This window comes from Flavobacterium sp. DG2-3, from assembly GCF_030730925.1.
GTDB lineage: Bacteria > Bacteroidota > Bacteroidia > Flavobacteriales > Flavobacteriaceae > Flavobacterium.
In genome coordinates this window covers 85,503-100,669 of record NZ_JAVAMB010000007.1, presented here as the reverse complement: position 1 = coordinate 100,669, position 15,167 = coordinate 85,503, and the positions used below count along the sequence as shown (strand labels likewise).

Annotated in this window: 9 protein-coding genes; all 9 read left to right on the top strand. The window is 35.6% G+C overall.

All coding sequences use genetic code 11. The features are described from left to right. Nucleotides 1-17: 17 nt before the first annotated feature. The 9 genes from Q9Q97_RS11700 (at nucleotide 18) to Q9Q97_RS11660 (ending at nucleotide 15,151) form a co-directional block, all read left to right on the top strand. The gene (locus tag Q9Q97_RS11700) at nucleotides 18-1,595 is read left to right on the top strand and encodes a glycoside hydrolase 43 family protein (RefSeq protein ID WP_306157169.1); all 1,578 of its coding nucleotides are present in this window, start codon (nucleotides 18-20) and stop codon (nucleotides 1,593-1,595) included. Nucleotides 1,596-1,617: 22 nt separating this feature from the next. Continuing rightward, nucleotides 1,618-2,094, top strand: coding sequence for a glycoside hydrolase family 97 N-terminal domain-containing protein (locus Q9Q97_RS11695; protein ID WP_306157167.1), 477 nt, complete (start codon nucleotides 1,618-1,620; stop codon nucleotides 2,092-2,094). 210 nt (nucleotides 2,095-2,304) lie between these two features. Then, complete coding sequence (locus Q9Q97_RS11690; protein WP_306157165.1) at nucleotides 2,305-3,639, top strand: glycoside hydrolase family 43 protein; 1,335 nt, start codon at nucleotides 2,305-2,307, stop codon at nucleotides 3,637-3,639. A gap of 50 nt (nucleotides 3,640-3,689) precedes the next feature. After that, nucleotides 3,690-5,048, top strand: coding sequence for a glycoside hydrolase family 43 protein (locus Q9Q97_RS11685; RefSeq protein WP_306157164.1), 1,359 nt, complete (start codon nucleotides 3,690-3,692; stop codon nucleotides 5,046-5,048). 75 nt (nucleotides 5,049-5,123) lie between these two features. After that, a complete protein-coding gene (locus Q9Q97_RS11680; RefSeq protein WP_306157162.1) occupies nucleotides 5,124-7,067 on the top strand; it encodes a glycoside hydrolase family 97 protein in 1,944 nt (647 codons plus the stop codon). A 1,107-nt stretch (nucleotides 7,068-8,174) separates the two neighbouring features. Further along, nucleotides 8,175-11,183, top strand: coding sequence for a TonB-dependent receptor (locus Q9Q97_RS11675; protein ID WP_306157160.1), 3,009 nt, complete (start codon nucleotides 8,175-8,177; stop codon nucleotides 11,181-11,183). A gap of 12 nt (nucleotides 11,184-11,195) precedes the next feature. Continuing rightward, nucleotides 11,196-12,689 carry a RagB/SusD family nutrient uptake outer membrane protein gene (locus Q9Q97_RS11670; RefSeq protein WP_306157158.1) on the top strand — a complete coding sequence of 498 codons (1,494 nt, stop codon included), beginning with the start codon at nucleotides 11,196-11,198 and terminating at the stop codon, nucleotides 12,687-12,689. 159 nt (nucleotides 12,690-12,848) lie between these two features. Further along, the gene (locus tag Q9Q97_RS11665; RefSeq protein ID WP_306157156.1) at nucleotides 12,849-13,808 is read left to right on the top strand and encodes a glycoside hydrolase family 43 protein; all 960 of its coding nucleotides are present in this window, start codon (nucleotides 12,849-12,851) and stop codon (nucleotides 13,806-13,808) included. Nucleotides 13,809-13,852: 44 nt separating this feature from the next. Beyond that, nucleotides 13,853-15,151: a glycosyl hydrolase family 8 gene (locus Q9Q97_RS11660; protein WP_306157154.1), complete on the top strand. Its 1,299-nt coding sequence runs from the start codon at nucleotides 13,853-13,855 to the stop codon at nucleotides 15,149-15,151. Nucleotides 15,152-15,167 lie beyond the last annotated feature (16 nt).

The following is a 15,167-nucleotide window of genomic DNA, read 5'->3' as shown; positions in this document are numbered from 1 at the left end:
GAAAATAAACAACAACAATGAAAACAAAAGATTTTATTTATGGTTTTTTAGCGATTACATTTACCATTGTAACAAGTCATTCTCAAAAAGTAAAAGCCCAAAATCCCATTATTTTTGCAGATGTCCCTGATTTATCTATAATCAGGTTTAATGATGCTTATTATATGAGCAGTACCACAATGCATATGAATCCTGGGGTTCCTATTATGAAATCTAAGGATTTAGTGAATTGGGATCTTGTTAATTATGCCTATCAAACCTTGGAAGATCATGATGACCGGCTGAATTTAGATCATGGGAAAAATGATTATGGCAGAGGTTCGTGGGCGAGCAGTCTGCGTTATCAGAATGGTGTATATTATGTGAGTACTTTTTCGGGAACAACGGGTAAAACCTATATTTTTTCTGCAAAAAATATTGAAAAAGGCCCATGGAAAAGAACTGTTTTAAATAATTCTTATCATGACCATTCTCTTTTCTTTGATGATAATGGAAAAGTGTACTTGATTTGGGGAGGAGGAAAACTTCAAATAGTCGAATTAAAAGAGGATTTATCAGGAGTAAAAGAAGAAACCAAGAAAGTTTTAATAGAAAATGCCAATGCGCCTGCACAAAGCGAGATTATGCTTCCGGCAGAAGGATCACAGCTTTTTAAGATTAAAGGAAAATATTATCTGTTTAATATCTGCTGGCCAAAAAATGGCATGCGTACCGTAATTATACACAGAGCAGATGCTATTGAAGGACCTTGGGAAGGAAAGATCGGACTGCAGGATTTGGGCGTTGCTCAAGGCGGACTCATTGATACTCCAGACGGCAGATGGTTTTCGTATTTATTTAGAGATGCAGGAGGTGTGGGACGTATTCCGTATCTGGTTCCTGTAAAATGGGAAAATGGCTGGCCAATATTGGGAGAAAATGGCAAAGTCCCTCAAAATTTAGATCTTCCTGCCAATAAAAGCCTTATTCGCGGAATCGTAAACTCAGACGAGTTTAATCGTAAAAGCGAAGAAAGTGATCTGCCTTTGGTTTGGCAATGGAATCATAATCCCGATAATGCAAACTGGTCTGTCAAAGAAAGGAAAGGCTATTTAAGATTAAAAACATCCAGAATAGACAGCAGTTTTACGCAGGTAAAAAATATTTTGACGCAGAGAACTTTTGGTCCTGTATGTTCAGCATCCACAATGCTTGAACTTTCAAAGATGAAAGAAGGAGATTTTGCTGGACTTTCGCTACTGCAAAAAGATTTTGGCTTGGTTGGAGTAAAAATAGGTAATTGGGAAAAAAGAATTATGATGATGGATGCTGAAAAAGGAAATCCAAAAGAAATAGAAATTATTCCATTAAATCAGAACAAAATATATTTTAAAGCCGAATGCGATTTTAGAAATCAAGCAGATCAGGGAAGATTTTATTACAGTTTAGACGGCAAAAAATGGATCAGCATTGGAAAATCTATTAAGATGCCATATACCATTCCGCATTTTATGGGCTATAGATTCGGGTTGTTTAATTACGCTACTAAAACTGCTGGAGGTTTCGCCGATTTTGATTATTTCAGAATTGATGAAAAGATTTCAGAAACGAAATAGTCCTTATAAAATGCATATTAAAATGAATATAAAATCTAGATTCAGTCTTGTTTTGTTTCTGCTTACGATTGCTTATTCGTATGGACAGAAAGTAGTTTTGACTTCTCCGAATCAAAAAATAGCGGTTGCATTATTTGACAGTCAGAATGCTAATTCTGGAAATTGGTATTTGCAGGTGAATTACGGCAACAAAGACAAACATGATGAAATAATTCTAAAAATAGATTTGGGAATTGTACGAAACGACCAGACCTTTTCAAAAGACTTAAAACTAAAAAAGATTAGTAAGTGTGTGCTGATTAAAGAACAGTATACCGCATTGCATGGCAAGAAAGCGCAACGATCCAATACAGCAAATGAAATGGTTTTGCATTTCGAAAATGAGCCAAAATCGCTTTTAAATGTGATTCTGAGAGTCTATAATGACGGAATCGCATTTAGTTATGAATTTCCAGAAAAAAAAGGAACTTATACGATTTCAGATGAATTGACAGCATAACCATCAATAAACAACAGGGATCGTTTCCTGAAATGATAAAGCAACGCAGATTTAAAATTATAAAAATATCTTCAGATCACTTAGAATCAGATGCATCTGCAAAGGAATTGGAAAAAATAATTAGTTACAACGGAAATCAAATTTCGGTAAAGTTGTAAGGAATAATGAAGTATCAAATTATATAATTCAAAAATTTTTAAATTAAATATTATGAATAAAAGCACTCATAAAATTATAGTTTTCTGCTCTTTTATAATGATTTCTTTTCATGGAATTGCTCAAAGTGATATTAAGCAAAAACCGATAATCCAGACGAAATATACCGCCGATCCAGCCCCAATGGTTTATAAGGATATTGTTTTTTTATATACTTCTCATGATGAAGATGATGCAGAAGGATTCAAAATGCTTGACTGGCTTTTGTATACTTCCACAGATATGGTAAACTGGACCGATAGAGGAGCTGTAGCCTCTTTAAAAGATTTTAGCTGGGCAAGACAAGACAACGGGGCTTGGGCAATTCAGACTATTGAGCGTAATGGGAAATTTTATCTATATGCACCAATGCATGGAAATGGAATAGGCGTTTTAGTTTCAGATAGTCCATATGGCCCTTTTAAAGATCCATTGGGTAAACGATTAATAGATACTGATCATAAATGGAATGATATTGATCCGTCTCCTTTTATAGACGATGATGGACAAGCTTATTTGTACTGGGGTAATCCGGATGTTTATTACGTAAAATTAAATGAAGATATGATCTCTTATTCGGGAGATGTGATAAAAGAACCAACAAAACCAAAGAATTATCAGGAAGGACCATGGATTTACAAAAGAAAAGGAAAATATTACCTGTCTTATGCTTCAACCTGTTGTCCGGAAGGAATTGGATATGCTATGGGCAATTCTCTAACAGGACCTTGGGAATACAAGGGAATGGTCATAGAAGCGAGCGAAAAAACAAGAGGAAATCATCCCGGAATTATTGATTATAAAGGAAAATCGTATGTTTTTGGACATAGTTATGATGTTATAAAAAGACAAACTTCTACATTTTATGAAAGGCGTTCGGTAGATCTGGATGAAATCATTTATAATCCAGATGGAACGATAAAGACGCTATCTTACTTTTCTGTAAACGGTCCAGAAGCAGTAGGGGATATAAATCCTTTTAATCGTGTTGAAGCCGAAACAATTGCTTGGAGCGAAGGGGTAAAATCGGATAAAAATGCTAAGAAGGGAGTTTTTATAACCCAAATAGACAACAACGATTACATTGAAGTTAAAGCGGTTAATTTTAAGAAATCACCAAAAACCTTTTTAGTAAATGCATCTTCTGTTTCGGGAGGCAAAATAGAAATTCATTTAGATGATAAAGAGGGGACGCTTTTAGGAGTCTGCGAGATAAAAAATACTGGAAGCTTGGATAATTGGAAAGATTTTACCTGTAAGGTTAATAAAATAAAAGGTCTTCACAATATCTTTTTTGTATTTCAGGGAGAAAAATCTATGTTTAATCTAGATTGGTGGATTTTTAAATAATTTTTGTCTCTAAATTTTTAAATTATAAATAGTTAATAAGTCATATTAAAATGTATTTAAAAAAAATAAAATTTTTAGCAGCTTTTATTATTCCCGTATTTGGTTTTTCTCAAAACCCTATTGTACAGACAAGTTATACCGCCGATCCAGCTCCAATGGTTTACAATAATAAGCTATATCTGTATACATCGCATGATGAAGATGGCTCTACGTGGTTTACTATGAATGACTGGAAGCTGTATACGACAGAAGATATGGTAAATTGGACAGATCATGGTGCTGTACTATCATATAAAGATTTTAGCTGGGCCAAAATGAATGCATGGGCAATTCAATGTATAGAAAGAAAAGGCAAATTTTATTTGTATGCTCCAATTACAGACAATCAAGGCAGAAATGGCATTGGAGTGGCAGTATCAGACAGTCCTTATGGTCCATTTATAGATCCGTTGGGAAAATCATTGATACAAAATAGCAATGCCGATATAGATCCAACGGTATTTATAGATGCTGATGGACAAGCTTATTTGTTATGGGGCAATCCAGTTTGTCACTATGTGAAATTAAACGAAGACATGATTTCTTATAATGATGAGATTAAAATATTTCCAAATACAGAAGAGGCATTTGGAAAAAGAACAGGAAAAGAAGATGCTCGCAGGCCTACCACTTATGAAGAAGGACCTTGGCTTTATAAGAGAAATAAGCTGTATTATTTGTTTTTTGCTGCAGGGCCAATTTCTGAGCACATAGGTTATTCAACAGGTAAAAGTCCGCTTGGGCCATGGAAATATCAGGGTGTGGTAATGCCTACACAGGGAACGAGTTTTACAAATCATCCCGGAGTAATAGATTTTAAAGGAAAAACATATTTCTTTTATCACAATGGCGCATTGCCAGGCGGGAGTGGCTTCACAAGATCTGTAGCTGTAGAAGAGCTGCAATTTAGTTCTGATGGAAAAGTTAAAGAGATGAATATGACCGAAGGCATAAAAAAAGGAATCAGTACTTTAAATCCTTACATGAAGTCAGAAGCAGAAACGATAGCTTGGTCAAAAGATGTGAAAGCAATGCAGAACAAAGAAGTGGGAGTTTTTATAACAGCGATGAAAAACGATGCTTATACAAAAGTAAAGAATGTTGATTTTCGCGAATCAGGAGCTTCAAAATTTACGGCTCGAGTAGGTACTACGCATAATGGAAATGTGTCAATGGAAATAAGATTGGATAGTCTGGATGGAGAATTGATAGGAACAGTAAAAGTGCCCATGACAGGAGGAGATGATAGATGGGCTCTAGTTACAACAGATGTCAAAAAAGTTTCGGGAGTGCATGATCTTTATTTTATTTACAAAGGAAATGCTGCGGATAAAATCATGTATTTTGATTATTGGATGTTTTCAAAGTAATTTTCTTAAATAAGACTCATTTTTTTTGAATAAAAAGAGTTTCAAATATTAGCCAGCAATAAATCTATAAATTTTATGAATTTTAAAAGTTTAATATTCTTGTGGTTAGTTAGTTTCTGTAAACTAAACGCCCAATCGACAATAAAAAGCCCAGACGGGAAACTTATCGTTTCGGTTTCTGTAAGCAATGGAGTTCCCCAGTATAGTGCTACGTACAATGATAAAATGTTTATTGAAAAATCTCCATTAGGCCTAAAAACCAATGCAGGAGATTTCAGTACTGGATTAACTTTAGAAAAAAATGGCAATCAGAATACAATTGATGAATCCTATCAGCTGCGCAACATCAAAAAAAGTAATGTCCATTATACGGCTAACGAAACTGTTTTTCCATTCACAAAAGATGGCAGATCAGCTCTGGATATAATTTTTAGAGTAAGCAATAATAATTTTGCATTTAAATATAAAGTTTACCCACAAAAAGAAACGCTTTCTTGCGTAGTTCAGGAAGAAGCTTCGGGTTTTTTACTGCCAAAAGGAACTACTACATTTCTTTGTCCGCAAAGCAACCCGATGACTGGATTTGCGAGAACAGGTCCCAGTTATGAAACTTCGTATACGTTAGATGATGCTGTTGGAAAAAATGGCTGGGGAAATGGATACACTTTTCCGTGCTTGTTTAAAGTAAATAACAACGGTTGGGTTTTAATTTCTGAAACTGGAGTTGACAGCGGCTATTGTGCGAGCAGATTGATTGGGAATGAAAACGGATTATATACTATTGGATTTCCAATGCCGGGCGAAAACAACGGAAACGGAACTGCTGCTCCAGGAATACCTCTTGAAGGAGAAACACCATGGCGTACTATCACTATTGGAGAAACACTCGCTCCTATAGTCGAAACGACTATCCCATTTGATTTGGTTAAGCCAAAATATGAAGCTTATAAAGAGTATCAGTATACAAAAGGCACTTGGAGCTGGATCATCAAGATGGATAACAATACTACTTTTCCCGTGCAAAAGCAATACATTGATTTCAGTGCTGCGATGGGATATGAAACCATTTTAATTGATGCGCTTTGGGATACGCAGATAGGCCGTGATAAAATAGCAGAATTAGCAGAATATGGCTCAAAAAAAGGAGTAGGACTGTATTTGTGGTATAATTCTAATGGTTATTGGAATGATGCTCCTCAAGGGCCGAAAGGATTGATGGATAATACAGCAATGAGACGCAGAGAAATGGCGTGGATGAAAAGCATTGGAATTAAAGGCATTAAAGTTGATTTTTTTGGAGGAGACAAGCAGGTGACCATGAAACTATATGAAGATATTTTGACAGATGCTAATGATTTTGGAATTATGGTTATTTTTCATGGCTGCACTTTACCCCGAGGCTGGGAGCGAATGTATCCTAATTATGCATCTAGCGAAGCGGTTCTGGCAAGTGAGAATCTCCATTTTGGACAGCAGAGCTGTGATAACGAAGCTGTAAATGCGGCAACACATACTTTTATAAGAAATGCGGTGGGGAGCATGGATTATGGGGGAAGCGCTTTAAACCAATTCTACAACAGCGATAATATTCCAAACAAAGGCTCAAAGAGAAAGACCTCTGATGTCTTTGCCTTGGCCACTTCGGTACTATTTCAAAGTGGCGTGCAGCATTTTGCCTTAGCACCAAATAACTTACATGATGCACCCGATTGGGCTATAAAATTTATGAAAGAAGTTCCAACAGTTTGGGATGAGGTTCGCTTTTTAGAAGGCTACCCTGGCAAGTATGCGATATTGGGCAGAAGAAAAGGGACAAAATGGTATATAGCTGGAATTAATGCCCAAAATCAAGTGTTGAAAACAAAAATAAAATTAGAAATGCTTGCTCCTGGCACAGAGGTAAACTATTATGGCGATGATGATCAGTTAAAAGGAAAAGTAAGTTTGTTAAAAATAAATAAAAGCAAAGAAGTCGAAATAAAGATACCTCATAATGGAGGAATGCTCATAACAAATTAAAATGATTTTCATGCTTATCATCATATGAGCTTTAATTCATTCTGATAAAAGCCAGCTTTAGTAGAGCTGGCTTTTTTGCGTCTGTATATGTCTGAATAACAATCAGCTATGTTGGATTTATCTTTTAAAGAATTATTTCTGAATGATTTACGGAAAACATTTTGAGTATTTTTTCTAAATTGTGTTTCAGTTATTGGCTGCAACAGGAAAACTTATTAAAGTATCTCAATTAGATGTGGCAGTAGCAACTACAGATGTAGCGGATAGTATTCTTCAAAAGCAAGCTGAAATGTAAAAATATGTTGTAGATAGGTATTCTAAGTATATTCCAGCCAAGCAAAGATATGGCATTACAGTATGGGGCTTTACTGATAGCACAAAAGATTCTTCTTGGCTTCCAGGTGAAAAGCAAGTTTTATGGAATGTTCAGTTTACACGTAAAAAGTGCGTATACAGGCTTTTCGGATGGATTAAACGGAATGAATAGACAGAATTTAAATTAAATTTTATCGCCCAGTGCAGATTATTCCCGAATCGAACTGTTTTTTTTGTTTTCAAAAAAATGGTTGTAGTGCCTAAAAAATATTTTGTTTTATAGCAACCGATTGTTTTTTGCTCTTCTTTAGGCATCTTTTTGGTTTTTATGCTATAGGATAAATTGTAAATTTCTTCTTTTTAACTAATTTTAGTAAATTTTTACTTATAATTTTTATGTTTTTTTGACATTCTATTTATTTTTTCAATATTGTATTTTTTGTATAAAATTTGTCAGTTGACTATTTAATTACTATTTTTTTATTTTAAATTTATTTTTAAAATGAAAAATTGTTAATTATTTAGACTTAAATTTTTTTTTATGTTTTTATTCTAACTATTTTTTATATATTTTTTAAAAATTTTGCAAAGCAACCGATTGTTTTATATGTTGTTTTTTTATATTTGTTAGTGCCATATTGTAAATCATATTGATCTGCAATGAAGTTTCTTTTTAAACCAAAAAGAGATTCAAAATAATAAACTGAATATAAATAATATCACAGATGAAACTTTACTAGAATTAAAAAGCAAAAAAACATTAACTATTTAAACCAAACAAAAACAATTAATATGAAGTTAAAACTCAAAATTGCACTAATCGGATTGCTGATAGTTGGCAGTCATCGTATAATGGCACAATCAAAGACCATTACTGGAGTGATTACCGACCCTTCAGGGTTTCCATTGCCAGGTGCCAGTATTAATGTAGAAGGTACGCAGAATAGCGCATCAACAGATTTTGACGGTAAATACTCTTTAAAAGAAGTTAATCCGACCGATAAAGTAACGTATTCTTATGTTGGCTTAATCTCACAAACTATTACTGTGGGCGAAAGGAATTCAATTAATGTTACTCTCGTTCAATCCACAGAAAATTTGAATGAAGTTGTAGTAGCGTATGGTACTCAAAAGAGGACTAAAGTTACTGGAGCGGTTTCAACGGTAAGTTCAAAAGATATTACAGCGGTGCCTATTACCAATGCTGAATCTGCTTTGCAAGGACGCGCAGCGGGGGTTACAGTTGTAAATAGTGCTCCTGGTTCTAATCCTACCGTTAGCATCCGTGGATTGGCGACAATGGGAAATAGTGCTCCTTTATATGTAATTGACGGAGTTTTAACAGGGAATCTTTCTGGTTTAAGCCCTAATGACATTGAGAGCATTTCTGTTTTAAAAGATGCTTCCACTACAGCCTTATATGGTTCTAAAGCTTTTAACGGGGTTATTATGGTAACAACTAAAAAAGGGAAAAAAGGCCCGGGGCAGTTATCTTTTAGCACTTATGTGGGCGGACAGGAAGTAACGAAAAGATATAGTGTTTTAAATACACAGCAATATTTGCAATATGCTAAAGATTTAGGAAGCGACTTGACGGCGAGAGCAGCAGAGTTTGGAAACATCAATACCAACTGGCAAGACCAAATTTTTCAAACAGGAGTTATGCAGGATTATAACCTAAGCTTTTCAAATGGTACAGAAACTTCAACAGGACGGTATTCTGCAGAATATATGAAGCAGGATGGAGCTATTATAAATACAGGTTTCGAACGTTACTCTTTTAGAGCCAATAACACACAGGATATTGGTAAACTAAAAATAGGAAGCAACATGGGAGTTTCTTTCAGCACGATTAATCCAGAACGAAGCTCAGGCGGAAGAACATTATTAGAGCACGCCATTAAGATGGCGCCTTATTTCCCAATTTATAATGAAGATAGCATAGGCGGATATCAAGGGCCTAGCGCTATTGATGGAAATGATGCTGAAAACCCAGTGCGTGTAGCTAATCTAGGATATCAGAAAATTAATAATTTATCTATTATTGGAAATATTTATGCAGAATTAGAAATTTACAAAGGTTTGAAATTCAGATCGCAAGTTTCTTTAGATTACTATACAAGTAAAGACCATACTTTTATTCCAAGCTTTCAGGATGGTTCTTATCACAAGCAAGCATTTTCTTCAACCAACGAAACAAATTCTCAAGGACAGACCATCGTTTTTGATAACAGCTTAACATATAAAACGACAATCGCCCAAAAGCACAATCTCGAGGTGTTGGGGGTTATCACTAAAATTGACGGAAAAGCTCAAAGCTTAGCAGCGGGAAGCCGCTACTACATTTCAAATGAAATTGATCAGTTGCGCTACAATGAGGGTAGTTTAGGCTCTGCAAATTCAGAAGAAAAAAATATTGGATACATTGCCCGTATTAACTACGACTATGAAGATAAATACATTTTAGCTCTTTCAGGACGTAGAGATGCCTCTTCTCGTTTTGGAGCTAATAACCGTTGGGGAAATTTCTATTCTGTTGCTGTAGGTTGGAATATAGCTAAAGAAAGTTTTATGGAAAACTCTATTTTCAGCACATTAAAGCTAAGGGCGAGTACTGGAACGACAGGAAATGACAGAATAGACAATTATCAATACAGCGCTACTTTATTGGCCAATTATAATTATCCAATTGGAGGGGCAAATGCGCCAGGTGTTTCTTTAGGTGTTGCTGCAAATCCTGACTTAAAATGGGAATCAAAACTAGATAGAAATATAGGTATTGATTTTGGTCTTTTTGACGAAAAACTCACCGGATCATTTGAATATTTTAACAATAAAAGTAGTGATATTCTTTTTGCAGTTCCTCTTGCTGCTTCTGTCGGATCTGCAGGTGGCGGAACTCAAATTCAAAATATTGCAGATGTAAGAGTAAGCGGTTTCGAAATTTCGCTTGGCTACAATGACAGAAAAGGAGATTTTACTTGGTCTGCAATAGCAAATTTAGGAACAAGTAAGAATGAAGTACTAAGCTTAGCACCAGGAGTAACCAGCGTATTAGGAGGCCCTTCGGCAAGAGCAGGTTTGGAAAATTTCTCTAGATTAGAAGTAGGGCAGCCATTATTCTATTTTTATGGATATCAGACCAATGGCATTTATCAAAATCAGGCAGAAGTAGATGCTGTTTTTGGACCGGGTCAGACTGCTGTAAAACCGGGTGATATTAAAATTGTAGACCGAGATGGCAATAAAGTGATCAATTCGGATGATAAGACAAACATCGGAAATCCATATCCTGATTTTACTTACGGATTAAACTTAAGTGCAGCGTATAAAAACTTTGATTTTAACTGTTTTCTTACTGGAGTTGCGGGCAACGATATTTATAATGCAAACACTTTTGATCTAAAAGGAATGAACCGTTTGTTTAACGCCAGCACAGATGTTTTAGACAGGGCAAATGTTGTAAATGGTGTTGTAACAAATCCTTCAGCTACATTGCCAAGAGCTCAAGGAGCAGATATTAACTGGTCTTCTGCAAACCAGCGCTATATAGAAGATGGTTCTTTTACAAGATTAAAAAACATCGCTTTAGGATATACATTGACAGGAGATGCATTTAAGAGTTATTTCTCAAAAGCAAGATTCTACATAAGCGGACAGAACCTTATAACAATTACAAATTACTCTGGTTTAGATCCTGAAATTGCACGTGCAGATGGTAATGCAAATTCAGCGGGTATCGATTTAGGAAGATATCCGCAGCCAAAGTCGGTAATTTTTGGAATTGATGTTACATTTTAATATTTAAAGACGATGAAAAAAATTAAATATATGCTTATAGTACTGTCTGGAGTTTTAACCTTAACTTCTTGTGACAGTAGCGAATTGGAATTGACTAATCCCAATACTTTATCGCCTGAAACTTTCTTTAAAACGGAAGCGCAGGTACAGTCTGCTGTAAATGCTTCGTATGCAAATCTTCAGACAAGAGGACTCTATGGAAGAAATCTTTTTTTTGCGATGGATCTTATGGGACATGATGCTTTAGGAAATCCACAATTAGAAGGCAACAAAAAGCCTTTTCAGGATTTTTCTTTTAACGGCGGAAATGATATCATTCAATATTACTGGGAATCTTGTTATATCGGAATATCGAGAGCCAATTTTGTACTGGATAATGAGCAAAAAATTAAAACGCTTCCAAATTCTGTTTTATCCGAAGAAAAAAAGAATAAATATTTAGGAGAAGCCCATTTTTTAAGAGCGTACTATTACTTTTTGCTGGTAAGACGTTTTGGTGATCTGCCTATTTATAAAACAGGTACTATTGTAGGAAACGCAAGAAGCCCTAAAGCAGAGGTGTATGCCTTGATTGAAGAAGATCTTGTATTTGCATCTCAAAATCTTTTGCCAAAAGCTTCAGAATCATCTGGAAGAGCTAATAAAGAAGCCGCTTATGCGCAATTAGGTAAAGTATTGTTGTATGAAAAGAAGTATAATGAAGCTTTAGCTGCCTTGAATAATGTGACAAGTTACAGTCTTGAGGACAAAGGTAATTTTTACAACAACTTCATGGAAGAGACGGAACACGGTAAAGAATCGATTTTTGAAATTGAATTTGATGAAAAAAATGGAACTGGGGATCAATGGGGAGCTGTCGGCGATAGCGGCGGAACTGGTTTTGACGAGTCAACACTTAGAGGTCAGGAATATGGTAATCTTAGCTGGTATAATGTCTATCCGTCGGATGAACTTTTAGATTCTTATGAAGTAGGTGATAACCGTTTTGGAGATACTTTTTATGTGCCTGGTTCATCTTATTTAAAAGGAACCAAGGTAATGGTAGCAAGTAACTTTACTACTTCTGCTGGTATTAGAAGAGCAGGCTGGAAAAAATACCAAAACTATTACAACAGAGAGGATGAAGCGACACGATCAAGCATTAACTTTAAAGTAATGCGTTACGCAGATGTATTGCTAATGAAAGCAGAATGTGAAAACCAGAGAGATGGCGGTTCTCAGACAGCAGCAATAGCATATATTAAAGAAGTTCGCGACAGAGCAAATCTGACAACTACTATTGCACCAACAAAAGATGCGGTTTTTGCTGCAATTGTGCACGAACGTCAAATTGAATTTGCTGGAGAACAATCTCGTTTTGATGATCTTATAAGATGGGGCACAGCTGCGACGGTATTGCAGGGCACAGGTTTTACTGCTGGTAAAAGCGAGCTATGGCCAATACCAAACAGAGAAACATCTTCTAATCCGAAAATAAAACCAAGTGATAATAATCCTGGCTATTAAGATAATTAAATTTTGGTTAGTTTAAGTTAAATAAAGTCAAGTTAAGTTAAGTTAGTTTTTTTATAAACAGCGCAGTAAATGCGCTGTTTATTGTTTAGAGAAATGCAACTGAAGAAAAAAGATTGCATTCTAGAACCATTTTATTAAATGAAAACAAAAATGAAAAATACAGGTAAAATTTTATTTGTGCTTCTTTGTAATTTATTTACCGCAAATACAGAAGCACAAAACCCTATAATCAAAGGCATTTTTACTGCTGATCCGGCTCCTCTGGTGCATAAAGGCACTTTGTATTTATACACAGGTCATGATGTGGCCACTCAGGAAGACACCAATTATAAAATGGCCGACTGGCATGTGTTTTCTACAACCAACATGAAAGACTGGAAAGATCATGGAGCATTGCTTTCGCCCAGTACATTTTCGTGGGCAACAGGCGATGCATATGCTGCTCAGTGCATAGAAAGAGACGGAAAATTCTACTGGTTTGTTTCTACATTTCATAAAAAAGATACAGTAAGCCAAGATGGCGCTGCAATAGGTGTTGCGGTTTCAGACAGTCCTATTGGACCTTTTAAAGATGCCATTGGAAAAGCGCTTATTACAAATGAAATGACAACAGATATGAAATATGGTTGGGATGATATTGACCCAACAGTATTTATAGATGATGATGGACAAGCCTATATGTTTTGGGGAAATGGAAGCTGCAAGTGGGTAAAACTCAAGAAGAACATGATAGAGACGGATGGTGAAATTACCACTTTCACACCTAAAAATTATATCGAAGGACCGTGGGTATACAAAAGAAAAGGGCTTTATTATTTAGTATATGCTAGCGCTGGGACAAAACCAGAAATGATAGAATACTGCACTGCAAAAAAAATTACTGGACCTTGGACTTATCAAGGAATTATTCAGGAGAATGTCCAAAATAGTTTTACTACTCATCCTGGCATTATAGACTATAAAGGGAAATCGTACTTTTTTTATCATAACGGGAGTTTGCCAACAGGAGGCAGTTACAGACGTTCAATTTGTGTAGGCTATATGCATTATAATAAAGATGGAACTATCCAAAAAATAATACAGACCACTGATGGTGGCGCTATAAAATAAAAATCACATTTTATTTTTTCTGGTGGATATTTAAACAGATAAATATGACTACATATAAAAAAAAATCAAACCGATATTGGATTATAATTTCCGCTTTGATAACAACTTTTGCACTGACTTCTCCATTTTCACTCTTTGGACAAAATAAAAAGAAGATGGCAAAAACAGTAACTGAAAGACCCCACTATCGAAATCTTTTTAAAGAAGCGGGCTATAGCCAAGATGAAATAGAAAAAAAAGTAGATAAAGCCTATTATGATATTTTTGAAGGGCCAAATAAGGTATATTTTACTGAAGGAGATTCTCTTGGATACGTCTCAGATGTCAAAAATAAGGATGCTCGTACTGAAGGAATGTCCTACGGAATGATGATTGCTGTCCAGCTTAACAAAAAAGAAGTTTTCGATCGTCTATGGCGCTGGTCTGTGAAATACATGCAGCATCAGGATGGACCAAGAGAAGGTTATTTTGCATGGAGCGTGAATCCGCTTACTAAAAAACAGAATTCTCCAGGCTCTGCTTCAGATGGGGAATTATACTATGTAAGCAGCCTACTTTTTGCTTCTAATAAATGGGGAAATAATACAGGAATAGACTACTACAAAGAAGCCAGAAGAATACTGGATGCAATGTGGAAAAAAGACGGTACGGGAAATGTGCGCAATATTATAAATACTGAGCATAAACAGATTTCATTTGTTCCTGAGGGAGGTGGCTATAACTGGACAGATCCTTCTTATCATGTTCCAGCATTTTATGAAATATGGGCATTGTATGCAAAAGATGGGCATGAACAATTTTATAAAGAATGTGCAGAGGTTTCTCGTAACTTTTTGCATAAAGCGTGCCACCCCGCAACAGGTCTTAATTCCGATTATACTGAGTTTTCTGGAGAGCCGCATCCAACACCTTGGATGCCTGCAGGATTTCGCTATGACTCTTGGCGAGTGCCTATGAATATAGCCATGGATTATGCTTGGTACGGAAAAGATAAAAAATGGCAGGAAGAATACGCTAAACGATTCCAAAATTTTCTGAGATCTAAGGGATTGGACAAATTCGAAGATCAGTTTAATCTGGATGGTTCCACTCCTGATTTTATTCTTCAGGCTGGTCCAGTGAAAAAATTAAGGCATTCCATCGGATTGGTGGCAACTTCGGCTACAGCGTCACTGGTGAATCACGATAAAGAAAGTATAGATTTTGTTCATTCCTTATGGAATGCTAAGCTGGAGCCTTACAGCGACGGTTATTTTGATCCATACTATGACGGTCTGATGTATCTTTTTAGCTTAATGCATCTTAGTGGAAAATATCAAATTATAGTTCCAGAAGTAAAATAACTTTTTAAACAAAAAA